This is a genomic window from Roseobacter sp. MED193, from assembly GCF_000152965.1.
Taxonomy (GTDB): Bacteria; Pseudomonadota; Alphaproteobacteria; order Rhodobacterales; family Rhodobacteraceae; genus Pseudophaeobacter.
Map to the genome: position 1 here is coordinate 4,013,308 of NZ_CH902583.1, position 26,410 is coordinate 4,039,717.

A 26,410-nucleotide genomic window follows, 5' to 3' on the forward strand; every position below is an offset into this window, starting at 1 on the left:
GTTTACTGAACTGTGTCGTTCAGTTTGGTCTTTGACAACACTCTCATAGAAATGACCCTGCGGAAAACCAATCACCTTTTGAGTCAAAGCGCATCCACCAGATGCCGTATTCACCCTTGGCAAATGCGCCCCTGCGGCGTATAGGCACGCATTGACCGACATCTCCCCGCATTCAACAGGATCCAGCAGACATGATTGGCAGCGCAAACCTTAATGTGATGATCAAAGCCGCCCGCAAGGCTGGCCGTTCCCTGGTGAAGGATTTCCAGGAAGTGGAAAACCTGCAGGTCTCGCGCAAGGGCGCCGGTGACTTTGTTTCCAAGGCCGATATCGCTGCCGAGAAGATCCTGAAAGAAGAGCTGATGGGCGCACGTCCCACCTATGGCTGGCTGGCCGAGGAAGGTGGCGAAACCCCAGGTGAAGATCCCACCCGTCGCTGGATTGTCGATCCGCTGGATGGCACCACCAACTTCCTGCATGGTCTGCCGCATTGGGCGATCTCCATCGCGCTGGAGCACAAGGGCAAGATCGTTTCTGGTGTGATCTATGATCCCGCCAAGGATGAGATGTTTTTTGCCGAAAAAGGCACCGGTGCCTGGATGAACGAGACCCGCATTCGTGTGTCCGCCCGTCACCGCCTGATTGAATCGATCTTTGCCACTGGTCTGCCCTTTGCCGGTCGCGCCGATCTGCCCGAGACCCTTCAGGATTTGGCGCGCCTTTTACCTGCGACTGCTGGTGTGCGCCGCTTTGGCTCCGCTGCGCTCGACATGGCCTATGTGGCTGCTGGCCGCTACGAGGGCTTCTGGGAGCGGCGCCTGCATGCCTGGGACCTCGCTGCGGGTATCATCATTGTAAAAGAGGCAGGCGGTCTGGCAGAATCCATTGACCCAGAGGCGAGCATTGTCGAGAGCGGCGAAGTGATCTGCTCTAATGAGCCGATCTTTGAGAGCTTTGCCAAAGTGATCCGGGGCTAATCCAGATCCGTTTGGATCCTGCTAAGTTCAGGTTTTTGAGTTTGAAGAAGGCGTGTCCCTGGGGTGCGCCTTTTCTGCGTGCTGAGGTCGCATCACTTGCCCCAGGGGCCGGGGTGCGTGCGCACAGGGTGTTTCTTTTTGCGTGGCAGGCGCGGCACACGGGTGACACTATAGGTGTATTCTGTCTTGGGGTTGGGCGGTGACCCTGCTGTTTGCCGCCAATAACGCGGGCCTCCGCGGATGATCCAGAGGGGCAGGGCCAGTACCAACCCGACCGCAAAGCCCCCGGCATGGGCCCAATAGGCGACACCGCCCTCATTTGGGTTCGAGCCAAAGCCACCAAAAATCTGCAAGACAAGCCAAAGCCCCAACATGAGTGAGGCGGGAACCGTGATCACCCGGAAAAACACGATCAGGATCAACAGGATATCGACGCGAGCTTTGGGAAATAGCAACAGATATCCTCCCATGACCCCTGCAATCGCCCCAGAGGCACCAATGGTCGGCACCTGCGAGGTTGGGGCTGCAAGCACATGGATCACCCCGGCGCCAAGGCCACAGGCAAGGTAGAAGGCGAGGAAGGGCAAGTGGCCCATCTCGTCTTCTAGGTTGTCTCCAAAGATCCAAAGGAACAGCATATTGCCCCCCAGATGCATCAACCCACCGTGGATGAAGGCCGATGTGAAAAGGCTGGAGGCGTTTTCCCCTCCGACGATTTCAGCGGGGATGATGGCATAGGCTTGATAGAACTGCATCAGCGCGCGGGGGTCACTGCTGAGCCCGGCATACATTACATAGGCCAGAACGTTGGCGGTGATCAGCAGATAGACCACATAGGGAGTGCAGTTTGACGGGTTGTGGTCGCGCAGCGGAAACATGGGGTGACGCTGGGCCGGTTTTGGCCCAGCGTCAAGTGATCTTATAGCGTCAAAGTTATTTTAACTCTCGCCTCCCAGCAGGGCGGCGTTGCCACCTGCGGCGGTGGTATCGACGCAGACGTGACGCTCTGCCAGAACCCGGGCGCGGTCAGGGTGACCCGGGATCAGAGGGAGAATAGGGCCCTGACGTTTGGCAAGGGTCTGCTCGATCTCGCGGCCTGTGTCCTCATCGCCCCACCACAGCACGCCCGAAATGCCCTGGATGAACTCCAGCCGGTGCAGATCAAACATACCGTGGGCCTCGATGGCGGTGCCGCCCATGCCGATCACTTCTTTGGCCTGGGCCGCTGCCGCCTTGGCCCCGGGCCCCATGCACAGAAGAGGGCGACGGGCTGAGGTGGTCAGGCGGTTGGATTCGCCCGTCGGACCGGGCAGGGAGCTGGTGAACGGGCGGCCCGGAACGCCGGTTTCGCCGGGCAACTCTGCGGTGGTGGTCCCCCAGGTCTCGAGGCTGGTTTGGCGATCTGGCGCGCAGAACCGGGCCAGATAGTTCGGCCCACCTGCCTTGGGACCGGTGCCAGACAGTCCCTCGCCGCCAAAGGGTTGGCTACCGACAATCGCGCCAATCTGGTTGCGGTTCACGTAAATATTGCCCGCGTGAATGCGGTCGCAGACGTGCTGCACCCGGTCGTCGATGCGGGTATGCAAGCCAAAGGTCAGCCCATATCCGGTCGCATTTATATCGTCGATGACCCTATCCAGATCCTGGGATTTGAACCGGGCCACATGCAGAACCGGACCAAAGATCTCCTGCTCCAGATCGCCAATGCCAGTGACCGAAATTAGGGTTGGCCCGACAAAGGTGCCGGCCTGTGGCGTGCTCATCTCCTTCAACACGCGGCCTTCGGCGCGGGCCTGGTCGATATGGGCCAGAATGCCGGCCCGGGCACCGGCATCAATCACCGGGCCACTGTCGACGTTGAGATGCCAGGGATCACCGAGGTTCAGCACATCCATCGCCCCTTTGAGCATGGTCAGCACACCGTCAGCAATGTCGTCTTGCAGATAGAGACAGCGCAGAGCAGAGCAGCGCTGGCCTGCGGATTGAAAGGCGCTTTCAATAATCGACTGCACGGCCTGTTCGGGCAGGGCGGTGCTGTCGACAATCATGGCGTTCAACCCACCGGTTTCAGCGATCAAAGGCGCGCCGGGGCGCAGGGCGTCGGCCATGCTGCTGCGGATCCGCATTGCAGTGGCGGTGGAACCGGTGAAGGCAACGCCGTCAACCCGGGCATCCCCAGTCAGAGCGGCCCCAATTTTTGAGCCTTGCCCTGGCAGCAGTTGCAAAGCGCTGCGCGGCACTCCGGCCTCATGCATCAGTGCAATGGCACGGTGGGCAATCAGCGGTGTCTGTTCTGCTGGTTTCGCCAGTATGGCATTGCCACAGGCCAGCCCGGCAGAGATCTGACCGGAGAAGATCGCCAGCGGAAAGTTCCAAGGTGAGATGCAGGTGAAGACACCAGCGGGGGCGACATCGGGGATATTGGCGGCGTAGTAACGCATGAAGTCCACTGCTTCACGCAACTCGGCTACCGCGTCTGGAATGGTTTTACCGGCCTCGCGCGCCAAAATGGCAAAAAGCTCGCCAAAGTTCTCCTCATACAGATCCGCCGCCTTGTTTAGCGCCGCAGCACGTTCCGCGGCTGGAGCACCCCAGGGCTGTGCCGCCTCGAGCGCTTGTTCTACATCCGCGGCACTGGCCGGGGATACCTGTCCGACAAGGGTCAGATCAGAGGGGTTGATGACATCCTCGGGTGCCTCGGGGGCCGGCTCCCCGGCAATCAGCGGCGCCGCATGCCAGCTGTGATTGTGCCAGGGGGCGCGGGCCTGCTCAATCCGGTTTAGGGTCGGGGCGTGGCCTAGGTCAAAGCCTTTGGAATTGGGCCGTTCCGGCGCATAAAGCTCTGGTCCGGTTGGGATTTTGTTGGCGCAGTCCGCGGCCTCGACAAAGGGGTCGGCGGCGACCACTTCGGGGGCCACCTCTTCGTCAACGATCTGGTTGACAAAAGAGCTGTTGGCGCCGTTTTCCAGCAGTCGGCGCACCAGATAGGCCAGCAGATCACTATGGGCGCCAACAGGTGCATAGATCCGACAACGGGTCTGGTTTTGGTCCAGCACCATGTTGTGCAGGGTTTCGCCCATGCCGTGCAGGCGCTGGAATTCATAGGGCTCGGCATCTTCGGCCATATGCAGGATGGCGCTGACAGTATGGGCGTTGTGGGTGGCAAACTGCGGATAGATCCGGTCTGTCATCTGCAACAGTTTGCGGGCATTGGCGATATAAGAGACATCCGTCAGCGCCTTGTTGGTGAAAACCGGGAAACCGTCGACCCCTTCGACCTGGGCCAGCTTGATCTCTGTGTCCCAATAGGCACCTTTGACCAGACGTACCATAAAGCGGCGGTCATATTTCTCCGCCATCTCATAGATTGCGTCCAGGGCCAGACCAGTGCGCGGCCCATAGGCCTGTACCACAACGCCAAAACCGTCCCAACCCGCCAAGGATGGATCTGAGACCACCTCCTCGATCACTTCCAGGGACAGCGATAGGCGATCAGCCTCTTCGGCGTCGATGTTGAGGCCCATTTTTGCTGATTTTGCGAGCAAAGCGAGCGCCTTGATACGCGGAACCAGCTCCTCCATGACGCGGGTTTCCTGCGCCAATTCATAACGGGGGTGCAGCGCCGAGAGCTTGATCGAGATGCCAGGGTTCTTGCGGATATCGGTGTCGGTACAGCCTGCAGCAATGGCCGAAATCGCCTTGGAATAGGCCAGGTGGTAGCGCGCGGCGTCGGCCTCGGTGCGGGCGGCCTCGCCTAGCATGTCGTAGGAATAGGTATACCCCTTGGCTTCCATTCCTGCCGCCCGTTTCATGGCACTTTCGATGTTTTCGCCCAGAACAAACTGGCGTCCCATTTCCTTCATGGCGCGACTAACGGCAGTGCGGATCACCGGCTCTCCCAGGCGCTTGATCGCCCCGCGCAGCGCGCCGACGGGGCTGCGGTCCTCATCTAGTACACGGCCGGTTAGCATCAAAGCCCAGGTGGAGGCATTGACCAATGAGGAGGAGGAGCGCCCCAGATGCTTGCCCCAGTCTGAAGGGGCGATCTTATCCTCGATCAGCGCATCAATCGTATCGGCGTCAGGCACCCGCAGGAGGGCTTCGGCCAGGCACATCAGGGCAACGCCTTCATCGGTGGACAGGCCATATTCGGCCAGAAAGACCTCCATCAATCCTGGGTTAGAATGGCCCCGGATGTCGCGCACCAATTGAGCCGCCTTGGCGCTGATCGCGGTGCGATCTGCTTCGTCCAACGCGGCTGTTTGATTCAAGTGTGCAAACATTTCCTGTTGATCGACATAGGTTCCGGCATCAATCCGGTCACGCAGTTTGCTGTGCTGGGTCATTCTCAGGCTCCAGTGCTGTGAAGGAGTTCGTTTTGGGTAGAGTACCGGCTTTTTTGCAGGACAATCGCCTTAAAATGAAGTTATGGTATGGCAAATGGATGGAACTTGGCCGCTTCGGGAGCGCAGATGGACTTTTCAGATCTTGATGGTTTTGATCGAAAGATTCTCAACGTATTGGGGGAGGACGGGCGGATTTCCGTTGCGGACCTGGCCCGCCGTATCGGGTTGTCGAAATCTCCGACGCAGACCCGCTTACGCCGACTGGAAAGTGAGGGGATCATCACCGGCTACCGGGCCTTGATTGATCCGATCCGTCTGGGCCTTGATCATGTCGCATTTGTGGAGGTTAAGCTGACCGATACCCGCGAGGCGGCCCTGACCAAATTCAACGCGGCTGTGGCGCGCATTCCCGAGATCGAGCAGGCCCATCTGATGGCTTCGCATTTTGATTATCTTCTCAAGGTGCGCACCCGGTCGATGTCGGACTATCGTCAGGTATTGGGGGAGAAGATTTCCTCCTTGCCCCATGTCTCGGCCACCTCAACCTATGTTGCAATGCAGGCGGTCAAGGAAGATGCGGCTCTGGCTTCGGTCTGAGTGGGGACCTGGCTCGGCGGTCGTGACAATGTCACCTATTTGTGCGCCACCTCAATGCCTGCTGTGGGAGAATTCGGGGGGCAGAAATCTTGGTTTTGCTGACAAAATCGATTGTGCCCGGATGTTTAGAAGGCTAAATCATGGGCCGTAGGTAAGGCCAAGAGTTTTGCCTAGGTTGCGGGCGTGATGGAATGGTAGACATACCAGACTTAAAATCTGTTGGGCCTTGTGCCCGTGTGGGTTCGAGTCCCACCGCCCGCACCATTTCAAACGGCGTTCCTTTCAAGAAGTGTAAAGCTTTGAAAGGAAAGGTGGTTTCTCCAGTTTGAACACCGGTTTTTCGACTAACGGTTAACGGTCGGGTAAACACCAGTCTCAGTACAGTTTTCTTCACTTCTAGATCTCCTTTCTCCCATATTTCATAAGGGCTTGCGAGAAACCGCATAGAAAGTTCGAACATTTCTTCGAATGAATGGTCTGAGGTGTCGATTTTAGCAATTTCCTCTTCGATAAGCGCTTTTTCCTGCTCAAGTTCCGCGATGCGGGTTTCATAGGTCGAAGTCACTCGCGATATTTTGGATTGCACAGCACGCTCTCCCTGCGGGAATGTTGAGACGCTAACGACGGGGGTGATTGGGGCCGCTCTGGGTTGATATTCTAGCTTTGTACTTGAAGGGAATGCTGCGTGCCTACATCTAGCCAAGGGGCCTTGCGGCGGGATCGCCGCTGTCACTCGCACCAATGGCCAGAGGGAGGGCCGCGCCGTTGAAACGCCCGGGTTAGCTCCCTGAGGGAAGGGGGTGACTTGATCTGTTCAGCTTTCAAAGCCCAGAAAGCGAGTGGTGTTTTCCAGCGGGCGGCGTCGGGAAACGACCGAATTTGCTACAAAACTCTCGTCAGGCCAGCCCAGTGCGACACAGGTCAGGATGATCTGATCTTCAGGAATCTTGGCCACTTCGCGCACAACCGGACTTTGCATGATACCCTGCCCATTAATCACGGCCCCTAGGCCCTTGCTCCATGCGGCCAGGACCAAGCCGTAAGTCATGGCTCCGGTATCGAAATGGGCGATTGTATTGTCCAAGAGTGAGCGATCAAAGCAGACAACAATAGAGACAGGGGCATCAAACTGGCGAAAGCCCCGCATCACCCAATCCTGCCGGCGTTCCTTGTCGTGGCGTTCAATCCCCATTGCTTCGAACAACTGCACGGCAATTTCGATCTGGCGGGTCCGGTGCTCGCCCTCATAGGCGGCGTAGTCTTCGATATCGCGGGTCGGTGGCGTGCCATCCAGCATGCGCTCAGTATTGCCTCGGCGAACCTGCTCGAGTGGCTCCCCAGTTAAGACATGCAGATGCCAAGGCTGGGTGTTCATTGAGGAGGGGGCCCGGTTGGCCAGGGTTATGATCTCTTCCAGCAGATCCTTTGAGACTGGATCCTTCGTAAAGCCCCGGATTGAACGCCGCTCCCGAATTGCCTGTTCTAGTTCCATAACATGCCCCCACCTTGTTTGTTGACCCCAGACTGCGCGCCAAAGATGGGCATGCTGCTGGTTTGGCCTGTTTGATTTTGCCCCTTGGCCAAAACCTGTTCGAGCAAGACCTTAGGCCTGAGGATCACTGCTTTGTAGATGATTTTGACAATGTGCCGCAGCGGCACAATCCGCCGCGGTCATGGGAAACATGGCCTCGGGATGCGGCACTTGGGTCTTTTGCAGCATTCTGATCGACCTCGCAGTCACAGTTGCCCCAGCCGCCCTAAAAAGCACTTCGTTGCAGCGTCATAGTGGGCAAGATCCGCAGTGCTTCGCGCGGCCAGCTGCGCGCCTTCGACCAATGCCAGGGTCGCGGCACTTTCTGCTGTTGGGTCTTCCCCCCAGCCGCGGGCCGGTGAGGCGCAGGAGAGCTGTTCAAAACGGTTTTGCAGCCAGGTCGCTACGGCGTCGCGAAAGCGGGATATTTCCAGGCGGGTCTGTGGTGCTAGCGCATCGCGGCCAACGGTGAAGGCGACACAGAGGCAGAGTTTGTCCCCCTCTTCTAAGGCGCTGCGATAGAAGGCGACAAAGGCGATCAGCTGCTCCTTTGGGGTGGGGAACAGATCGACATAGCCGTCCAGTGTTGTCAGTACTTCTTGTGAGTACCGCGCCATGATTGCGGTTAGGAGATCTGATTTGGTGGGAAAATGGTAGTGAATACTGGCTTTGCGTATGCCGACTTGCGCGCTGAGATCTGCATAGCTGAACCCATCGGCGCCTTTTTGGCGCACTTGCTGTTCAGCCGCATCCATCAGGTTGGTCTTGGTATCGACTTTATTCATTTTGTCGGTTCTCTCTGCAAGAGCTCTGCCTGTTCCTCTGCTGCCGCAAGGGCACCTTCCAGGTAACCGCCGGCGTCGGGGGCCAGTTCGCTTACACAAAAAGCAAGGCGCCCCTGCCAGAGGTTTTGTAGGGAGGCTGGCAAGCCATAAGAGGGGTGTTGTCGCAGAGGGGATTGGTCCTGCGGCGTGGCAGTGTAGGCCTCCTGGGCCCAATCCTGATAGGCGACGGTGACGGGCTGCGCTGCCTTTGGGCCAAAAAGACGGGCCAGCTGTGCCAAGGCGGCTTGGGTCACGGCCTCTTTTTGGCCATAGCGCGCCAGTGCGGGGAGACCAACAAAGCCAAAAAGGGCTGCGGGTGCTTCTTTGTTGAGCTCGACCTGCGGCGGCGAGGCGTCATGAATTTCTGCCAGTGGCCCGACCTGGCTCAGCGCATCGCCAGATAGCCCATCCTCCCGCCAGAAGGGGCGGTCATAAAGCGCGACAAATTTTGCCTGTCCGCCCATCCAGGTCGCAATCCCTGTGAGGGCTTGCTGCTGTGCCGGGGTGAGCTGCGGAGAAAAAGACAGACCCGCCGCCAGGCGGGGAGGCAAAGCCAGGACGATCCGCTGCGCCTGATACTCTTGCCCTTCTTTGAAAATAAGTCGGCCATTCTGATGCAGCCCCGAAAGCGCATGGTTGAGATGCAAACGGTCAGGGGGAAGCGGCTGTGCAATTCCGTCAATCAGCCCGCGTATCCCGCTCTGCAATCGCCAGGCACCCCGCATGGAGGCAAGACCGAGATTGCGTAGAATCTCACCGGATTCGGTCTCAATAAGGGTCGCTCCGCTGGCGTATTGGTCGAATTTTTTGCAGCCGAGTGCTTGGACCATCCTCTCCATCCGGTGCTGGCCTGGCCAGAACCAAGAGGGACCTAGATCATATCCCAATGGCCCAATAGGAGCTTGGACAGGCGACACCCGTTGTAGCGAGGCGATCCGCCCGCCTAGGCGGGCGCGTGCTTCGAACAGCTGAAAGTCACGACCCGCCTTGGCAAGATGCCAGGCAAGCGAAAGTCCGGAAAGGCCACCGCCGATGATGGCAATATCCGTCTCCATCAGGCTGCCGGTGGTCTGGCAAAGGGCAGGTGACCAGTTTTGACCCAAACCCTTGCGCCTTTCTTGTCGCTCATGGCTTGCAGCGGTTGGCCTTCGGGGAGGCGCAGCCAGGAACCGGTTTCGAGTTGATCGCCGCCCTCGCGCAGAGTGCCATCAAGGACCAGCAGTTCGATCCCTCCTTGGGCATTAATTTCAAATGCGGTTTCACCCACTATCTGATGATAACTGACGACCTCGCGCGCGTCGCGATGCAACTCTAGCGTGGATACGCCGTTTGGCCCCGTCTCAGGCCCCGTCTTCATTTCCTTGCGAAACTGGGTCCGGTCCGCCATGTCGAACTGCCAGAGTTTGACAAAGATGGTGCAGCCCAGTTCAGACCCCGGGGTATGACTGCTGGTAGGCGGGTTTCGCACGTAGCTGCCTGCCGGATAGTCGCCATGTTCATCCTGAAACACGCCTTCCAGAACGATGAATTCCTCACCGCCTGTGTGGGTGTGTGGGGAAAAATGACTGCCTGGTGCATATCTGACGATGGTGGTGGCGCGGGCGACTTCATCACCAATCCGATCCAACATGCGCCGATCAACACCGGCCATGGGGGAGGAAACCCAGGGTTCTTCTGCTGAATGAACGAGTGTGCGTTTTGAGAAATCTGCGTTAATTTCCATGTGTATCACTCCGATTGTTGAAGCTCTTTGACCTGTGGTCGCGGTGCGGTTTGGCGGGACCCTAAAGGGACGGTCGGGGCGCGCTGCGGAAGGCTTTCCACTGCAGTACAGAATATTTTATCTACTAGTAGGTAGATAGCGGTGGTCTGAAGCAAAGTAAAGATGGCGAAGATCACGCTTTTGGCACTGTCCAGCGGTTGTAGGCGCAGCACAAAGAAAACGTAAATGGGGGAAGGGGCGCTGCTGTACTCTTCCAATAGGCAAACACTTAAACAAAACAACGGCTATTCTCTGAGCCGCGAGGCACAATAGCCCCACAAGAAAAGCCAAAAACCGCACACTTGTTAACCGGTAAAAACGAAACAAATCGAAGAGCGCAGCAGCAAGACTATCTTAAGGGTTGTGTAAGCGTTTTTGGAGGCGGGTATTCCTTACCTTGCGATAAGAAATTGATCTTTGATCTGCGCTTTCTTCCCACGACTTGATGGTTCTCGGATTGACGCCACTGGTCTGGCGGAACAGTGTTCGACATGTCTGATCATCTGCACGTCACCCGCCTTCCCATTGCCTATGACCCCGACCTCGGAGCCGAAGCCCGCGCGCTTGTCGGTGGGTTGAATCCGGAAACCGAACAACTCATTGCTGGTGCTGCGGGCTCCAGCCCCTATTTGCGCAGGTTGATCGAGCAGGAGGCGGAATGGATTGGTCCGGCCCTGGCGGAGCCCAGGCAGGCTTTGGCCTCGGTGTTTGAAGACTGTAAGACTTTGCCTCCGGATCAACTGAAGCCTGGCTTGCGGCGGGCCAAGCGCCGAGTCGCGCTGCTGACAGCGCTTTGCGATCTCTGTGGGAGCTGGTCACTGGAAGAGGTGACGACGGCGCTTACTCATTTTGGCGAACTGAGCGCGGATGTTGCGATAAAGGCCGAAATCGCGGCACTTATTCGGCGCCAAAAGCTGCCGGGCCTCACGGAGGCAGATGTGGAGACTGCTGGCGGTCTGTCCATACTCGCTATGGGAAAAATGGGCGCCTATGAGCTTAACTACAGCTCGGATATTGATCTGATCTGCTTATTTGATGAAACCCGTTTTGACCCGGATGTTTTCTTTGAGGCGCGCCAGGGCATGGCGCGGGCGACCCGCAATATGTGCGCAACGTTGAGCGATCGCACGTCAGATGGCTATGTCTTTCGCACCGATCTGCGGCTACGTCCTGATCCAGCAGTGACCCCGGCCTGTATCGCTATGGAGACCGCCGAGCGCTATTATGAAAGCCTTGGCCGTACCTGGGAGCGGGCAGCCTATATCAAGGCGCGGCCCTGTGCTGGGGACCTGGAAGCGGGGGAGGCATTCTTAAAGACCTTGCGCCCCTTTGTCTGGCGTAGGCATTTGGATTTTGCTGCTATTCAGGATGCCCATGATATGCGCCTTCGCATCCGCGAAAACAAAGGCACCGGTGGCCCCATCACCGTGCCTGGGCATGATATGAAGCTGGGGCGCGGGGGCATCCGCGAAATCGAGTTTTTCACCCAGACCCGCCAGTTGATCGCGGGCGGACGCGACGAGGGGCTACGGCTGCGCGGTACCGTCGAGGGACTTGCTGCGCTTGCCCAAAGGGACTGGATCCCCTCAGAGATTGCCACCCAACTTAGCGATCACTATCGCGCCCACCGCGAGGTCGAGCATCGTATTCAGATGGTGCATGATGCCCAGACCCACCAGATGCCAAACTCCGGCGAGGGTATTGCCCGGGTTGCCTGTCTGATGGGCGAAGATCCGGCAGAATTGCAGGCAAAAATACACCGCCGGTTGGTTGAGGTTCACAACATGACCGAAGACTTCTTTGCGCCGGATGCAGCAGCCCCGCCCAAAGCAGATATTCCGGAAGGGTTCGACGAAAGTATTATCGGCCGTTGGCCAAGCTATCCGGCTTTGCGATCCGAGCGCGGCGCGCAGATTTTCCAACGGCTCAAGCCGGAGTTGCTAAGCCGACTTGCGCGCACTGCAAAACCCGCTGAATCGCTCTTGGCCTTGGATGGGTTTCTGGCTGGCCTACCTGCAGGCGTGCAATTGTTTTCGCTTTTTGAGGCCAATCCGCACCTGATGGACCTGTTGGTGGATATCGTTGGGACCTCTCATGCTCTGGCTGGGTTTTTGTCGCGCAACTCTGGCGTGTTTGATGCGGTGATCGGCGGCAGCTTCTTTGAAGACTGGCCAGGCGGGGATGTGCTGCGCCAGGAACTTGAGGCGGTGCTTGCTCTTGAAGAGGATTATGAGACCCAGCTCGATACAGCGCGGCGTTGGTGCAAGGAGTGGCATTTCCGCATTGGGGTACACCATCTGCGCGGGCTCTTGGATGCTAAGGTGGCAGCAACGCAGTATAGTGAATTGGCTGAGGCCGTGATCCAAGCGCTCCTGCCACGGGTGATTGCGCAGTTCTCTATCAAACATGGGTCGCCTCCTGGCACTGGGCCCATGGTTATTGCCATGGGCTCTTTGGGGGCTGGGCAGATCAATGCGCAGTCCGATCTCGATATCATTGTGGTCTATGATCCTCAGGACGTGGAGACGTCACAGGGGCGCAAACCTTTGGCTACGCGCAGCTACTATGCCCGTCTCACCCAGGCGCTGATCACGGCGCTGTCGGCGCCCATGTCTCAGGGGAGGCTTTATGAGGTGGACATGCGTCTGCGCCCCTCAGGTAACAAGGGCCCCGTTGCTACCAGTTGGCCAGCGTTTACCCATTATCAGGAAAACGAAGCCTGGGTTTGGGAGCACCTGGCGCTGACACGGGCGCGGGGGGTGGCGGGAGTGCCGAGCCTGCTGCAGGATTTTGAACGGTTCCGGCGCAGTGTTCTGGGGCGGGAGACGAAAAAGGAAGGGGTGCTGCGTGAGGTCGCCCAGATGCGCGATCGCCTTGCCTCCGCCAAGACCCCAACCGGAATATGGGACGCCAAAACCGGAGCTGGGCGCATGATGGATATCGAATTGCTCTCTCAGGCCGGAGCATTGCTGACAAAATCCGCTCAGCGAGATGTGGCCAGCGGGTTGGACCAGGCTGTCGCTGCTGGCTGGCTGGATGCCGCTGATGCAGTGGTCTTGCAAGACTCTTACGCATTATACTGGTCGGTACAGACGGCCGCCCGGCTGCTTTCCAGCGGTGTTCTTGATCAAGAGGCCCTGGGAGAGGGTGGTGCTCAGTTCTTGAGCCGCAGTGCTGATTATGGGAACTTGGCAGAACTGGAACAGGCCCTGAAAACGGCCTATCAGACCTGCGCTGCGATTATCTCGCGGTCTATACAGAGGGAAACAGGCCATGACGACCTTGGCTGAACTGGACCATAAACAGCTGATCAGAGAGGCTTACCGGATTGAGGGCATTACCGAGAGCCAATGTCGCAGCATCTTTTTGGACTGGGCCTTGAGCCTGCCCGCCGAGTTCGACAACCGGTCAGCGATCACCCAGATTATGGCGCATTACAGTCGTGAGCCGCAGGGCCACCCGATGACTCAAGTCTTGCAACAGGGGTTGGATGAAAGCATCCGGCCACGCCGTCGTGGCGGCTGGCGTTCGCGTTCACGCGACTAAGCCTGCCGCGGTGGTCCCAGTGTTGCTGCCATGCTGGAAGGTCAATTTCTTGCTTGCGTCGCGCGGAAAAGCCGGGCTGCCTAGGCCTTGGCTTGCCGCTGGGACAGGCGCAAATAGATTTCGATTTCGTTAAATTGGACTAAATTTGTCTCAATGCTGCCCCGATTCCGGGTCAGGTTGGCTTTGATCCAGAAACGCTGGGATTCCCCGGCGATTGGCAAGGAGCAGAGCAATGATGACCCTTCGCACCGTTTTTCTTATCGCATTGGGCTGCAGCCTTTCGGCTTGTGCAGCAGTGGATATCCCCTCCCGCAATGCCCCATTTGAGTCGCTTCCAGACACTTACGGCACAGTCGCCCAGGGCTATGAACCCATTGAAGGGGCTGTATTGGACCTGCAGCCGCGATCGGTCACGCCTGTTCTTGCCGTCGATACATTTGGTGGTGACCTCACAAGCGGGCAGCCGAGCTACCGACCGATTGGCAGTGTCGCGGGGTCCGATATGACGATTACCAAGGTAACCGTGCGTGTCCCCCGAACTTTGAAAGTCTCCGAAGCAAACCGTTATATTCCGCAGGGCGATATCGTCTGGCGTGAGGACCCGCTGGGCAATCGCCACGCGCAGGTTCAGGCCATCGTGCTAAACGCACTGGAGGCAGGTGTGCGCCCGCTCTCTGGGCCGGTGCAGGCCGAACTGGATGTTGAAGTACTGCGTTTCCATGCGCTGACCCAAAAAGCACGTTACACCACCGGTGGGGTGCATTCGATTTCTTTCACCATGGTGTTGCGGGACGCGGAAACAGGCGAGGCCCTGACCGAGGTGCGCGAGATCGAGGCGGACCTGAACGCCTATGGCGGACGTAAGGCCTTGGTTGCCATTGCCGAAGGACAAACCCAAAAGGTCCGGATCACCGGTTTCCTGGCGAAGGTGATCCAACAAGAAATCCTGACACCGGGCAGCCGGGCGCCCCGTCGGGGAGGGCTGATCCAGGCCTTGAATAAGCTCTAGAACGTCTGACCAGGCTTGCAGAGCCATTGGGGGCCGCACAGACCGTGCTGGCCCCCTTTCCCTGTTGGCAGGATGGGGCTATGAGGGGCCTCATGACAGCCACATCCCCTGCGCCAGAGCGCCCCCGCGTAAAACTCCTGCCCAAAGCCAATGCCCGCGCCCTGCGCCACGGCTTTCCCTGGGTCTATTCCAATGAGCTGGTGACCGACCGGCGCACCCGCAAGCTGGAGCCCGGCAGTCTGGCCGTCTTGCTGGACGAGGCGCAGACGCCAATGGGCACGGTTGCGGTCAACCCAACCAGCAAGATCATTTGCCGGATGTTGGACCGTGACCCCGAGGCGGTGATAGACCAGGAATGGTTTGCGGCTCGGATTTCCCAGTCGCTCGCGATGCGAACCCAGCTGTATGATGCGCCATTTTATCGCCTGGTCCACGCCGAGGCCGACGGGCTGCCAGGGGTTGTCATTGACCGCTTTGGCGAGGCCTGCGTTGTGCAGCCCAATGCCGCCTGGGCCGAGGCCCATCTGGAGGCGCTGACGGCGGCCCTGGCAGAAGTTACTGGCTGCGATGTGATTTTGAAGAATGCCTCTGGGCGCACCCGCGGGTTGGAAGGGCTCGATGATGAGAGCCTGACCCTATTGGGTGAGACACCAACCGCACCGGTGCCTGTAGTAATGAATGGTGCCACCTATATGGCGGATCTGACAGGGGGACAAAAAACCGGTCTGTTTTATGATCAGCGCGAAAACCACGCCTTTGCCGCCCGCTTAGTTCCCCAGGGGGGCGATGTGCTGGATGTATTTTCCCATGTCGGCGGTTTTGGCCTCGCAATGCGTGCTGCCGGAGCAGGCACTGTGACCTGTGTTGACGGCTCTTCCGCAGCATTGGATCTTGCCGGGCAGGGGGCGCAGGCATCTGGCTTTGGGGATAGTTTCATGGCCCGTCAGGGGGATGCCTTTGAGCAATTGGCGGCCTTAGCGGAGGAAGGGCGCAGCTTTGACGTGGTGATCTGTGATCCTCCGGCCTTTGCCCCATCAAAGCAGGCTCTGGAGGCGGGCTTGCGTGCCTATGAGCGGATCGCCAAACTGGCAGCGCCGCTTGTCAAACCTGGTGGTTATTTGGGATTGTGCTCTTGTTCACATGCCGCGGATCTGACGCGGTTCCGCAATGCTTCGGCACGGGGCATTGGCCGCGCTGGTCGCCGTGGCCAATTGATCCACACCGGCTATGCGGGCGCGGACCATCCACAATTGCCACAGCTGGCCGAAAGCGGCTATCTGAAATCCGTCTTCTTCCGCCTGGACTGATCCGGGATATGAAACTGCTGCTGGACACCTGTGTGCTATACCCCACCGTGATGCGCGAAATGCTGATCGGTGCGGCGGCACTGGGCGCCTTCAGACCGCTGTGGTCGGCGCGCATTCTGGAAGAGTGGAGCCGCGCCGCCGTGAAGTTGGGCCCAGAAGGCGCCGCACAGGCCCGGGCGGAGGTCGCACTGCTAAAGGCCAATTGGCCCAAGGCAATTGTCGCGCCAGCGCCGGGCGTAGAGACGCGTCTTTGGTTGCCGGACGCGGCCGATGTGCATGTTCTGGCCGCTGCCATCACTGGCCATGCCGCTGCCATTGTCACCGTCAACAACAAGGATTTCCCGCGTCAGACCCTGGCCGAAGAAGGCTTGCAGCGGCTCGGTCCCGACCAGTTGCTCTATGACCTCTGGTTGAAAGACAATGCGGGGTTAGAGACCCTGGGACAAAGGGTGCTGGCCGAGGCAAACCGTTTGTCGGGCGGTGGCTGGGAAATGCGACCATTATTGAAAAAGGCGCGGCTTCCGCGCCTTGCCAAAGCATTGGCAGGCCTGTGAGCCGTTACAACGCCTTAAGCGCCTCAGCCGCAATCTCAAACGAGCGTAACCGGGCAGTATGATCATGTATCTGCCCGGTGATGATCACTTCATCTGGGGCATAGCGAGTGAGGATTGCTGATAACTCACGCTTTACAGTCTCAGGACTGCCGGTAGCAGATACGGTCAGCGCCTCGTTCACACCAGCCAGTACGGGCGGTGGCAGCAGGTCTTCGATATTGTCTACTGGGCGCGGCAGTTTGCCGGGTTGCCCCAAGCGCAGGCGTGCAAAGGCCTGTTGCATGGTGCTGCGTAACCGGATGCCCTCTGCGTCCGTGTCGGCACCAAAGACATTCACCGCCACCATCGCATGGGGCTTGTCCAGATAGGCAGAAGGACGGAAGGCACGTCGATAGATGTCCAACGCCTCCTCCAGGGCTTGTGGGGCAAAATGCGAGGCAAAGGCATAGGGCAGTCCCAACTGGGCCGCTAACTGCGCGCCATAGAGGCTGGATCCCAGGATCCAGACCGGCACATTGCTGCCCTGTCCCGGAAAGGCGCGTACCTTGGCCTCCGGGTCCAGCGGCCCCAGAAAACCCAGAAGCTCAATCACATCCTGCGGAAAACTGTCGCCACCACCCGGAGCCATGCCGCGTCGCAGTGCGCGGGCGGTCAACATGTCGGTGCCAGGCGCTCGCCCAAGTCCCAGGTCAATGCGATCACCATAGAGGGCCGCAAGGGTGCCAAAGGCCTCTGCCACCATATAGGGGGCGTGGTTGGGCAGCATAATGCCACCGGCACCAACACGAATGGAGCTGGTTTGACTTGCAATATGACCGATCAACACTGCCGTGGCAGCGCTGGCGATGCCTGGCATATTGTGATGCTCTGCCAACCAGTAGCGATGATAGCCCCAGTCCTCTGCCTGCTGGGCCAGATCAGCACTGTTTTGAAACGACTGCGGAATTTCGCTGCCCTCGGGCACAGGTGCAAGGTCAAGAAGAGAGTATCGCATCAAGGGATCCAATCGAGCTTCCAGTTACAGGAACTTCTGATTTGGGTGCTTAGCCACCGATTGGCAAGGGGGCGCGCAAATGACGCGGTGTCAGCTGCCCTGCCACCTGGCTTCGAGCCGCTCCAAAGCTGCGATGCGTTCCTCGGTCTTAGGGTGTGACATCAACCAAGCAGGGGACAGGCCGGCCCGCGCCTGGGTAAGCTCTTCGAGTTTACGAAACAGGCTCTTTTGCGGCTCCAGCCCGATACCGGATTTGGCCAGCAGCGCGGCGGCATATTCATCGGCCTCATATTCGTCATTGCGCGACAGGCGTGAGGCCACCAGATTGGCCAACAGCCCGGCAATCCATGGCCCAACGACGGGAATATAGCGCCCCAGAACCAACATCAGCGCAGTACGCAGGGCGTTTTGTCCTGAAAAATCAATCACTCGCTTCTTTGCATGCCCCAGCGCAACATGGCCAAGTTCATGGGCGATGACCGAGGCGAGTTCAGCTTCTGAAACCTCACCGTTTTGGTACTTCCGATAGAAACCACGGGTGATGAAAATTCTGCCGTCAGGCGCTGCGAGCCCATTCACCGGATCGACCTCATAGATGAACACTGGAATGCGGTCGATCTCCAGCGCCGCCGCCATGCGATCGGTCAGCCGCCGTAGCCGCGCATCCGCCAGCTCTGTTGAACGCGCGTCCAACTCGCGATGGGTGCGCCAGACGGATATGCGATAGGTGACAAGGCCATAGATCACGGCCAGAAGGATGGGGGTGAGACGCAACATCACCTAGATATGGGGCTGATTTGCCTCTGGGGCAAGAGCTCACGGGAGTTGTCGCCAGGCCTGGGCCGAATTGTTTTTCTCCACCCAGTTGCGCCGTATTTCATGCTAGGCTGTTGCGACTCAGATATTCAGGACAAGCCGAGAAAACCAGTGTCAGAACAAGACAACATTGAGGGCCGCTTGCACGGCGAGCAATTTGAGCCGGAAATACAGGAGAATCTTCTGACCCGTTTGATCTATATGATCTTGATTGCGGTGATGATTTCCGTCGCACAGACGGTGCTGGCAACGGCGACTGTTCTTCAGTTCATTGTCCTTGCCATCAGCAAGGAACCAAACGAACGATTGGCGGATTTTGGCACCGATCTGGGCATCTGGATTGCCAAGGCCGCGCGCTATCAAATGGCCGCCAGTAACGTGAAACCCTGGCCCTGGACTGATTTGGACTGAAGGCTGGTCCAGTAAAAGCGTGCTGCCCTCAAAAACTCCGGCCTTACTGAAGGCTTTCAAATACCCCCCCGCCGATTCGCCGCGGGTTCCTCTACTATTGCGGAGTTCTAAGGGTTTGAGTTACCACGCTTTCATCATCTTTCTACAAATATTCCCGCCGGAGGCCTTGCCCGCAGGGCAATCCTAAGGTCGCGCGTGATGGGTAATCCTGCCCGCCGAGAGGCCTGTGACTGACAGATGGGGTATGGCTCTTTGCCCAGGGGCTAGCGCGTCAGCTCACGCATGCCTTCCTCGAGCCCGTCCAGGGTCATCGGTACCATGCGGTCCTCAAAGATCTCGCGGACCATGCCGATGGAGTGGGTGTAGTCCCAGTGCTTTTGCGGCACCGGATTGATCCAAAGGTGGCTCTTCCACTGCTCCCGCGCGCGTTCCAGCCAAACCTGACCCGCCTCCTGGTTCCAATGCTCATTGGCACCTCCGGGATAGGCGATTTCGTAGGGGGACATTGAGGCATCGCCAACAAAGATGCATTTGTAATCCGGACCATAGGTGCGCAGCACTTCATGGGTTGGCATCTGTGCGTCCCAGCGGCGCCGGTTGTCACGCCAGACGCCCTCATAAAGGCAGTTGTGGAAGTAGAAATACTCCAGGTGTTTGAACTCGGTTCGCGCGGCGGAAAACAGTTCTTCCACCACCTTGATATGGGGGTCCATCGAGCCGCCAACATCCAAAAATAGCAAGACCTTCACCGCATTATGGCGCTCTGGGCGGGTTTTGACGTCGAGATAGCCATGCTCGGCAGTCGAGCGAATGGTGTTGTCGAGATCCAGTTCCTCATGGGCACCTTCGCGGACCCAGCGGCGCAGACGTTTCAGCGCCACTTTGATGTTTCGGGTGCCCAGCTCGACATCACCATCCAGGTTCTTGAATTCGCGCTTGTCCCAGACCTTGACCGCGCGTTGGTGACGGCTTTCCTTCTGGCCGATGCGCACACCTTCGGGATTATAGCCGTAGGCGCCAAAGGGCGAAGTGCCACCGGTACCGACCCATTTATTGCCGCCTTCATGGCGGCCCTGTTGTTCCTCGAGCCGCTGTTTCAGCGTCTCCATCAGCTTTTCAAAGCCGCCCATGGCTTCGATCTCGGCTTTTTCTTCGGCGCTCAGGTGTTTTTCAGACATTTTGCGCAGCCATTCTTCGGGAATGTCTACCGCCTCCATCACCGCTGAATTTGGGATTGCCTCCAGCCCCTTGAAGGTCGCTGAAAACGCGCGGTCAAACTTGTCGATATTGCGCTCGTCCTTGACCATGGCGGCACGGGCCAGAAAGTAGAAGGCTTCGATATCATAGGTCACCAGCCCCTTTTTCATCCCCTCCAGAAAGGTGAGGTATTCGCGCAGAGAGACCGGGATTGAGGCCTTGCGCAGGTTTTCAAAAAAGGGCTGGAACATCTAAGAGCCTTTCGCGAGGGTTAAGCCAACATGCGATGGATCACGATGGTGGCGATGACACCTACAATACCAAAGGAGATGGCATAGACAGCGCCATATTGCAGCAAATCGGCGGTATTGCCGCCACGTTTTCGCGCGGTGTAGAGCCCCAATAAAATGCCCAGCAGGACTGCGCCAATTACGATCATGTGTTTTCCACCTGTTTATGCGCCATGTAAGGCGCCAGTGAGTGTACCGGTATTGCTACCTGAGTCAGTTGGTTGAGGGGCGCAGCTCAGCGACTTCGCGGATCTTGGCCTGCACCGCCCAATCCGGGCCAAACCCGTAGCGCGCCCATCCCAGGCTGTCCAGCCTGACCGTGTGGGCAGTGGCAAATTGGCCCAACAGGTCCAACGCCTCGGCCTTGATCAGTAGCGCTGTGGCCAGCAGGGCTGCATTCTCATGGCGGCTGGCCACGGGGAGTACCGGATTGATTTGTTGCAGAGCGGCTTCGCCATTGCCGCGGGCAATCTGATAGGCGGCCATGCGTGGACGGATAATGGCCTGATGTAGCGCACTGCCCGGAGTTTGGCCCAGAAAATCAATAGCGGTCTGAAAATGCCGCTGTGCCAGGTCCGGATCCCCAGCCTGGATCATCCGCCCCAGCACATAGTGACTATAGGCACGGCGGTGATCCGACCAGCCCAGTTCCTGCGCAAGGAGGACCGCCTGATTTGCCGCTCGCTTTCGGGTGTTGAGCGCACTGCCAGGGCCAAGTGCTGTCTCGATTGCAGTGATCCAACTGCGTGGGGTAGCGGGCAGGGCGCGTGCTGGAATGGAATCGCCTGCAGGGTTCAGGCGGGACAAAAGATCCGGCAAGACAGCGGCGACTTCACTGCGGGTCATGCCGGTGCGCAGTTCTGGCGCATAGGTCGCCTGCAGAACCAGCATATCAAACCCCGTGAGCACAGTATGAACATTGTCGTCGTTAAAGACAGAATCTGACAGGCGGTAGAGGTCGTTGAGCGGACCGATGGCCTGGGCGAGCTCTTCATGCAGACAATCACGTGCCTCTTGTGGGCTGATGTCATTGGGTACAAAAACGGCAAGCCGATCGCGGCTGCGCAGGCGCGACCAATCCGTGTCGGGGCTGCGCCGCTTGCGACGAAGCTCTGCCAGAGAATCGACATTAGGGACGACAAAGCAGGCAGCTTTGGGCAGGGCACGATGGATTGCACGACTGGAGACTGCCTGCACGGTAATTTCGACGGGGCCACTGCTGACCCGCTGTATGTCAATTCCGGCTTCATGTTTGAAACGCTGCAACAGTTGGTTGAGATCTCTTTGAAACCCTTGGCTGGGCGCGCCTGCGACGCGCAAGCGAATGGGCTGTTCAAAACGCGTGAACACCGGTAGTGTGGTGCCTCCTTCAAGCCGGAAATGCAGATCGAGAAAATCGCGGGCGATGTCGCGGTTAGCGCGCTGAGGCGGTTGCGGGCGCGGTGCTGAAAACGCCTTGGCCGCAGGGAGGCTCGTGCTGGCGAGAGCAGCACGGCTGGCGGGTTTTTGACTGACAGGCAGTGCACAGGCAGAAACAAGTGCCACCAGAGCCAGAGGCAGGATGAACCCTTTCATCCCTGCGAGACCGGTCCTGCGCGGCACAGAATCTGAGTGCCCGGCGCCGGTAGAGGGATCAATTCGAAATCTCAAGGCCATCACTCCGGGCTCCAGCTTGGGTCACAAAAGCGGTGCGAAATGGCACCTCAGGGATAGATCCATCCCTATGTGATAGGCGAATGGGGCGCGAATTTGAAGAGTTGGCGGCAGCTGAGAGAAACTTCTCACGCTAGACGGGAGCTCTATGGTCTTTCTTGCTGGCGGCAACAGCGAACCGCCAGCAAAGCGATGTTTTCTAGCGGCGCCCGCGCGCCATGAAGGCAAGGCGTTCAAACAGATGCACGTCCTGTTCGTTCTTGAGCAGAGCCCCATGTAGTTTTGGCAGCGCATCTGCCCCGTCACGGGCCAGATCTTCTGGGCTCAGATCTTCGGCAAGTAGCAGCTTCAGCCAGTCCAGCACCTCGGAGGTCGAGGGCTTTTTCTTCAGGCCAGCTGTATCGCGAATTTCGTAGAACTGGGTGAGTGCCGCTGTAAGCAATGAGTCTTTAATATCAGGATGGTGCACGGCAACGATCTTTTTCATGGTCGCCGCATCGGGGAACTGGATGTAGTGGAAGAAGCAGCGGCGCAAGAAGGCGTCTGGCAGCTCTTTCTCGTTGTTGGAGGTAATGATCATGATCGGGCGGTTTACGGCGCGAATGGTCTCACCTGTCTCATAAACGTGGAACTCCATCTTATCGAGCTCCTGGAGCAGGTCATTTGGAAACTCGATATCGGCTTTGTCGATTTCATCAATCAACAAAACAACCTTTTCATCCGATTCAAAGGCTTCCCATAGCTTGCCTTTTTTGATGTAGTTTTTGACATCGTGCACGCGCTCTTCACCAAGCTGGCTGTCGCGCAACCGGCTGACCGCATCGTACTCATAGAGCCCTTGCTGGGCACGGGTGGTGGATTTGACGTTCCACTCGATCATCTTAAGGCCGAGCGAGTCTGCCACCTGTCGGGCCAATTCTGTTTTACCGGTGCCGGGTTCACCCTTTACCAGCAGCGGCCGCTCAAGCGTTACAGCTGCATTGACTGCTATTTTCAGGTCGTCGGTGGCGACGTAGTCTTTAGTGCCTTGAAACTGCATAATTTATACACATCCCCTGCTTGCTTTCTTGCTTTCTTGCGATCTGGCGCATTTAGCAAGGTTTTAACCCGGTCTGTTTACTATTGTGTAGTGACAATCGGCTTGTCAGGGGATAAACGCAGCGGCATGGGGAGCCAGGATGTATGGCGAAGATTGAAGAGACCTACAGAATGGGCGATACCGAAGGAGCCGAAATGAAACAAGAAATGTTTCTGCCGGAAGATTACCGTCCGGCCGAAGATGAGCCTTTCATGAATGATCGGCAGCTTGAGTATTTCCGTCGTAAACTTCTGAACTGGAAGCAGGATTTGCTCGCTGAAAGCCGCGATACGATCGAAGGGCTGCAAGACAATACCCGTAATATTCCTGATGTTGCAGATCGGGCCAGCGAAGAAACGGATCGGGCTTTGGAGCTGCGCACCAGAGATCGTCAGCGCAAGCTGGTTTCTAAAATCGACGCAGCGATCCGCCGAATTGACGAGGGGGAATATGGGTACTGCGAAGTGACGGGAGAGCCGATCTCGCTCAAACGTCTGGACGCGCGTCCCAATGCCACTATGAGCCTGGAAGCGCAGGAGCGTCATGAACGCCGCGAAAAAGTCCATCGCGACGATTGATTTCTGACCAAATCTAAAAAAACCATCGCGCCGGGGCCTGTTGCTCCGGCGATTTTCGTTTATGGACGATTTATGAGCGAAACACAGCAGGCTGCAATGACTCTGAGACATCTCAATATCACCATCATTGGCGCAGGGATCGGTGGCTTGGCCGTGGCCTTGGTGTTGCGGCGCAAAGGTGCCCAGGTGACCGTTTTGGAACAGTCCGAGGCGATTTCCGAAGTGGGCGCTGGCTTGCAGGTCACGCCCAATGGTGTCGCTGTTTTGACCGCTCTAGAACTAAATGACGCGCTGGCCTGGTCTTCGCAACGGGCCAAGGCGGTGGTCTTGCGTGAGCATCGCCAGGGGCGTGAGGTGTTGCGGTTGGATCTGGATCAATATGCTGCAGATCTTCGCTACTATTTCGTGCATCGTGCGGACCTGATAAAAATTCTGGCCGATGCTGCGCGCGAAGCTGGGGTGCAGGTCCGGCTTTTGCAGAAAGTTGAACGTGTTGAGACTGGGCCAAAGCCAATGGTGCATTTGGCCAATGGGGCTCAATGTGGTGGCGATCTGGTCATTGGTGCCGATGGGTTGCATTCCAAGGCCCGACAGGCGCTGAATGAGGTGAGCCAGCCGTTTTTCACCCGCCAGGTGGCTTGGCGTGCCATTGTGCCAAATCACAGTAAGCTGCCAGCCGAGGCGCAGGTTTTTATGGGACCAGGGCGGCATCTGGTGGCCTATCCGCTGCGCGATGGATCGATGATCAATCTGGTGGCTGCACAGGAACGCCGCGCCTGGGCCGAAGAAGGCTGGCATCAGCCGGATGACCCGGAGAACATGCGCCGGGCCTTTGCTGGATTTGGCGGTGAGGCGCAGCAGTTGCTGGCACAGGTGCAGGACTGCGCCCTTTGGGGTTTGTTTCGCCACCCTGTTGCCAACCAATGGCATCGCGGAGCCGTTGCATTGCTTGGGGATGCAGCGCATCCGACTCTGCCCTTTATGGCTCAGGGCGGGAACCTGGCGCTCGAAGATGCCTGGGTGCTGGGAGAGGCGCTGGAGGCTGTGCCGGACGATATTCCTTCGGCATTGGCGCGCTATCAACTCTTGCGGCGGGAGCGTGCTGTAAGGGTGGTCGATGCGGCCAGTCGCAATGCCTGGAAATACCATCTGCGTGCGCCCCTGAACTGGCCTGCACATCAACTTCTAAAGCTGGGGGGCTATCTGGCGCCTCAGCGTGTGGTGTCTCAGTTTGACTGGATTTACCGCCACGACGTGACCCAGCAAAATTGACGCAGCTTTCGCGAGTACCGGGGGGGGGGGCTCCCGCCCGTCGTTCGGGGATCACAGATCCCCGCCTCCCGTTGGGCCCGGCGCCGCGCTATCGCACGGCGCGGCCTGATCCGGGTCAGTCGGCATTTCCTTTTCAGACGTACCGACATTTGAGTGGCCTGTTAGGGCAGCCTAGAGGTCCAGGTCCACCCAGATCGGGACGTGATCAGAGGGTTTGTCACGGCCACGGATCTCCTTGTCGATCTGACAGTCCTGCAGGAGATCTGCTGCCTGGGGGGAGAGCAGGAAGTGGTCAATGCGGATACCGTCGTCCCGATTCCAGGCGCCAGCCTGGTAATCCCAGAAGGAATAATGCCCCGGCCCCTGGTGCCGTGCCCGGAAGGCCTCGGTAAAGCCTAGGTTGACGATCCGCTGGTAGGCGGCGCGGCTTTCGGGGCGGTGCAATGCATCCTCGCGCCAAGCCTCGGGGCGTTTGGCGTCTTCGGCCTGAGGGATGATATTGTAATCCCCCGCCATCAGCGCAGGCATTTCGCTTTCCAGCAAATCCTGTGCCCGGGCGTGCAGCCGCTCCATCCAGGCAAGCTTATAGGCGTATTTCCCGCCTGGCACGGGGCTGCCCTCATCGGTGAGTTCTACCGGGTTCCCGTTGGGCAAATAGAGGCCACAGATACGCAGGGCCTGTTTGCCAATAACCGTTGCTTCAATCCAGCGCGCTTGCAGGTCGTCTTCATCCCCGGGCAAACCTCGGCTCACGTCCTCCAGCGGAAGTTTGGACAGTATAGCAACCCCGTTGAACCCTTTTTGCCCATGGGTTTCGACATTGTACCCGCGCTCTTCAAACAGCTCGCGCGGGAAGGCCTCATCGATGGATTTGATTTCCTGCAACACCACCACATCAGGTTTGGCTTCATCGAGCCATTGGGGAAGAGCCGCAGCGCGGGCTTTGATGCCGTTGATGTTGAAACTGGCGATCTTCATGGTGCGTCTCCTGCCACGGGGGATTGGATGCTTTGGCTGATCTATCGCCGAAGTGGAAGGCCGGAGCAAGGGGGGGCTGAAAGGCGAATCAATACAGGGCCCATCCGAGCGCAAAGAAGCGAGGTTTTGCAGGGTCGTACCAAGCAGCCCCTTAGGGAGAGTTTTGTCTTGCATATACAAAGGGGTGGATAACCCATGTTGTTTCCTGTGGGTTTAAATAATTATTTGAAAAATAACATATAAATCTGATTTCAAGTTGAGGTGGGTATCTTTTGACTGGCAACCTTGAATTGAATTAAACTGTTTTCTGACAGGAAGAGCCATGCAAGCGTTTGAGGGTGAAAATTCAATTCAAACGGAGGTTCCAATGACTGCTTTGCATAAGATTCATACTGCGACTTTTTCCTCGGCTCAGACAGAGGTTGAGGCGGAAACCAAAGGGAAGAGCCTGTTCCATGGTGATGGGGTTGAGCTTTATTCCTCCGGCTCTGCGCCCGAAATGACGAGTTGTTGGAGCGGAGAGAGTACCGCGCTGTTTTCTTCTGGTTCGGCGCCAGTGGCACGGGGGGATCAGGCCACTGGGGCATTGGTGGGGCTGTTCTCTTCCGGGTCGGGCCCTGCGGCTGAGGTCTCGGCGCTGCGGGGGGATTTGTCCGGGCTGTTCTCTTCGGGCAGCTAAAGCGCGCAAAC

24 protein-coding genes and 1 tRNA gene are annotated in these 26,410 nt (G+C 58.1%); 12 read left to right on the forward strand and 13 right to left on the reverse strand.

Annotated elements, in window-relative coordinates:
- Positions 1-191: 191 nt before the first annotated feature.
- Entirely contained in the window at positions 192-977 is a 786-nt protein-coding gene (locus tag MED193_RS21620; protein ID WP_009811920.1) for an inositol monophosphatase family protein, read from the forward strand.
- Between the two features lie 92 nt (positions 978-1,069).
- Here the strand turns inward: MED193_RS21620 and MED193_RS21625 are convergent, their stop codons facing one another.
- Both MED193_RS21625 and putA read right to left on the reverse strand, forming a co-directional pair.
- Positions 1,070-1,855, reverse strand: coding sequence for a rhomboid family intramembrane serine protease (locus MED193_RS21625; protein WP_009811921.1), 786 nt, complete (start codon positions 1,853-1,855; stop codon positions 1,070-1,072).
- 60 nt (positions 1,856-1,915) lie between these two features.
- Positions 1,916-5,323, reverse strand: coding sequence for a bifunctional proline dehydrogenase/L-glutamate gamma-semialdehyde dehydrogenase PutA (gene putA / locus MED193_RS21630; RefSeq protein ID WP_009811922.1), 3,408 nt, complete (start codon positions 5,321-5,323; stop codon positions 1,916-1,918).
- A 126-nt stretch (positions 5,324-5,449) separates the two neighbouring features.
- On the opposite strand from putA, the gene MED193_RS21635 reads away from it, so the two are divergent.
- Positions 5,450-5,920 (forward strand): Lrp/AsnC family transcriptional regulator, encoded by a 471-nt coding sequence (locus MED193_RS21635; RefSeq protein WP_039967179.1) that lies wholly within the window; start codon positions 5,450-5,452, stop codon positions 5,918-5,920.
- A gap of 177 nt (positions 5,921-6,097) precedes the next feature.
- Positions 6,098-6,184: transfer RNA gene (locus tag MED193_RS21640), tRNA-Leu, on the forward strand.
- 550 nt (positions 6,185-6,734) lie between these two features.
- Here the strand turns inward: MED193_RS21640 and MED193_RS21645 are convergent.
- The 4 genes from MED193_RS21645 to MED193_RS21660 all read right to left on the reverse strand — a co-directional run bounded on the left by MED193_RS21645 (position 6,735) and on the right by MED193_RS21660 (position 9,998).
- Positions 6,735-7,412, reverse strand: coding sequence for a nitroreductase (locus tag MED193_RS21645; protein ID WP_009811925.1), 678 nt, complete (start codon positions 7,410-7,412; stop codon positions 6,735-6,737).
- A 245-nt stretch (positions 7,413-7,657) separates the two neighbouring features.
- A complete protein-coding gene (locus tag MED193_RS21650; protein ID WP_009811927.1) occupies positions 7,658-8,236 on the reverse strand; it encodes a TetR/AcrR family transcriptional regulator in 579 nt (192 codons plus the stop codon).
- Positions 8,233-9,330: an FAD-dependent oxidoreductase gene (locus MED193_RS21655; RefSeq protein ID WP_009811928.1), complete on the reverse strand. Its 1,098-nt coding sequence runs from the start codon at positions 9,328-9,330 to the stop codon at positions 8,233-8,235. Before MED193_RS21655 ends, MED193_RS21650 begins: the two co-directional genes overlap by 4 nt.
- Complete coding sequence (locus MED193_RS21660) at positions 9,330-9,998, reverse strand: cupin domain-containing protein (protein WP_009811929.1); 669 nt, start codon at positions 9,996-9,998, stop codon at positions 9,330-9,332. Before MED193_RS21660 ends, MED193_RS21655 begins: the two co-directional genes overlap by 1 nt.
- Positions 9,999-10,528: 530 nt before the next feature.
- On the opposite strand from MED193_RS21660, the gene MED193_RS21665 reads away from it, so the two are divergent.
- The 5 genes from MED193_RS21665 (at position 10,529) to MED193_RS21685 (ending at position 16,453) form a co-directional block, all read left to right on the forward strand.
- Entirely contained in the window at positions 10,529-13,327 is a 2,799-nt protein-coding gene (locus tag MED193_RS21665; RefSeq protein WP_009811931.1) for a [glutamate--ammonia-ligase] adenylyltransferase, read from the forward strand.
- Positions 13,311-13,583, forward strand: a complete 273-nt coding sequence (locus MED193_RS21670) for a hypothetical protein (protein ID WP_009811932.1) — start codon at positions 13,311-13,313, stop codon at positions 13,581-13,583. The genes MED193_RS21665 and MED193_RS21670 overlap by 17 nt, the downstream gene beginning before the upstream one ends.
- A gap of 232 nt (positions 13,584-13,815) precedes the next feature.
- Positions 13,816-14,592 (forward strand): DUF6778 family protein, encoded by a 777-nt coding sequence (locus MED193_RS21675; RefSeq protein ID WP_009811934.1) that lies wholly within the window; start codon positions 13,816-13,818, stop codon positions 14,590-14,592.
- Positions 14,593-14,684: 92 nt separating this feature from the next.
- A complete protein-coding gene (locus MED193_RS21680; protein ID WP_039966545.1) occupies positions 14,685-15,899 on the forward strand; it encodes an RSP_2647 family RNA methyltransferase in 1,215 nt (404 codons plus the stop codon).
- A gap of 8 nt (positions 15,900-15,907) precedes the next feature.
- Positions 15,908-16,453, forward strand: a complete 546-nt coding sequence (locus MED193_RS21685) for an RSP_2648 family PIN domain-containing protein (protein ID WP_009811936.1) — start codon at positions 15,908-15,910, stop codon at positions 16,451-16,453.
- Between the two features lie 4 nt (positions 16,454-16,457).
- Here MED193_RS21685 and MED193_RS21690 read toward each other — a convergent pair whose 3' ends face one another.
- The gene (locus MED193_RS21690) at positions 16,458-17,447 is read right to left on the reverse strand and encodes an LLM class flavin-dependent oxidoreductase (protein ID WP_009811937.1); all 990 of its coding nucleotides are present in this window, start codon (positions 17,445-17,447) and stop codon (positions 16,458-16,460) included.
- Between the two features lie 90 nt (positions 17,448-17,537).
- Positions 17,538-18,224 carry a M48 family metallopeptidase gene (locus MED193_RS21695; RefSeq protein ID WP_009811938.1) on the reverse strand — a complete coding sequence of 229 codons (687 nt, stop codon included), beginning with the start codon at positions 18,222-18,224 and terminating at the stop codon, positions 17,538-17,540.
- A gap of 150 nt (positions 18,225-18,374) precedes the next feature.
- On the opposite strand from MED193_RS21695, the gene MED193_RS21700 reads away from it, so the two are divergent.
- On the forward strand, positions 18,375-18,674 hold the full coding sequence (locus tag MED193_RS21700) for a DUF4389 domain-containing protein (protein WP_039967180.1): 300 nt from the start codon (positions 18,375-18,377) through the stop codon (positions 18,672-18,674).
- 263 nt (positions 18,675-18,937) lie between these two features.
- Here the strand turns inward: MED193_RS21700 and MED193_RS21705 are convergent, their stop codons facing one another.
- The 4 genes from MED193_RS21705 to MED193_RS21720 all read right to left on the reverse strand — a co-directional run bounded on the left by MED193_RS21705 (position 18,938) and on the right by MED193_RS21720 (position 22,853).
- Complete coding sequence (locus MED193_RS21705) at positions 18,938-20,122, reverse strand: VWA domain-containing protein (RefSeq protein WP_009811940.1); 1,185 nt, start codon at positions 20,120-20,122, stop codon at positions 18,938-18,940.
- A gap of 20 nt (positions 20,123-20,142) precedes the next feature.
- Complete coding sequence (locus MED193_RS23140; protein ID WP_009811941.1) at positions 20,143-20,310, reverse strand: hypothetical protein; 168 nt, start codon at positions 20,308-20,310, stop codon at positions 20,143-20,145.
- Between the two features lie 64 nt (positions 20,311-20,374).
- On the reverse strand, positions 20,375-21,736 hold the full coding sequence (locus MED193_RS21715) for a DUF2927 domain-containing protein (protein ID WP_009811942.1): 1,362 nt from the start codon (positions 21,734-21,736) through the stop codon (positions 20,375-20,377).
- A gap of 277 nt (positions 21,737-22,013) precedes the next feature.
- Positions 22,014-22,853: a MoxR family ATPase gene (locus tag MED193_RS21720; protein ID WP_009811943.1), complete on the reverse strand. Its 840-nt coding sequence runs from the start codon at positions 22,851-22,853 to the stop codon at positions 22,014-22,016.
- A gap of 194 nt (positions 22,854-23,047) precedes the next feature.
- Between MED193_RS21720 and dksA the strand changes: the two genes are divergently transcribed.
- On the forward strand, positions 23,048-23,470 hold the full coding sequence (gene dksA / locus MED193_RS21725) for an RNA polymerase-binding protein DksA (protein WP_027240655.1): 423 nt from the start codon (positions 23,048-23,050) through the stop codon (positions 23,468-23,470).
- Positions 23,471-23,566: 96 nt separating this feature from the next.
- Complete coding sequence (locus MED193_RS21730) at positions 23,567-24,742, forward strand: FAD-dependent monooxygenase (protein ID WP_039967184.1); 1,176 nt, start codon at positions 23,567-23,569, stop codon at positions 24,740-24,742.
- A gap of 171 nt (positions 24,743-24,913) precedes the next feature.
- Here the strand turns inward: MED193_RS21730 and xth are convergent, their stop codons facing one another.
- Positions 24,914-25,720 carry an exodeoxyribonuclease III gene (gene xth, locus MED193_RS21735; protein WP_009811946.1) on the reverse strand — a complete coding sequence of 269 codons (807 nt, stop codon included), beginning with the start codon at positions 25,718-25,720 and terminating at the stop codon, positions 24,914-24,916.
- A 367-nt stretch (positions 25,721-26,087) separates the two neighbouring features.
- On the opposite strand from xth, the gene MED193_RS21740 reads away from it, so the two are divergent.
- Positions 26,088-26,399, forward strand: a complete 312-nt coding sequence (locus MED193_RS21740; RefSeq protein ID WP_039967185.1) for a DUF6749 family protein — start codon at positions 26,088-26,090, stop codon at positions 26,397-26,399.
- Positions 26,400-26,410 lie beyond the last annotated feature (11 nt).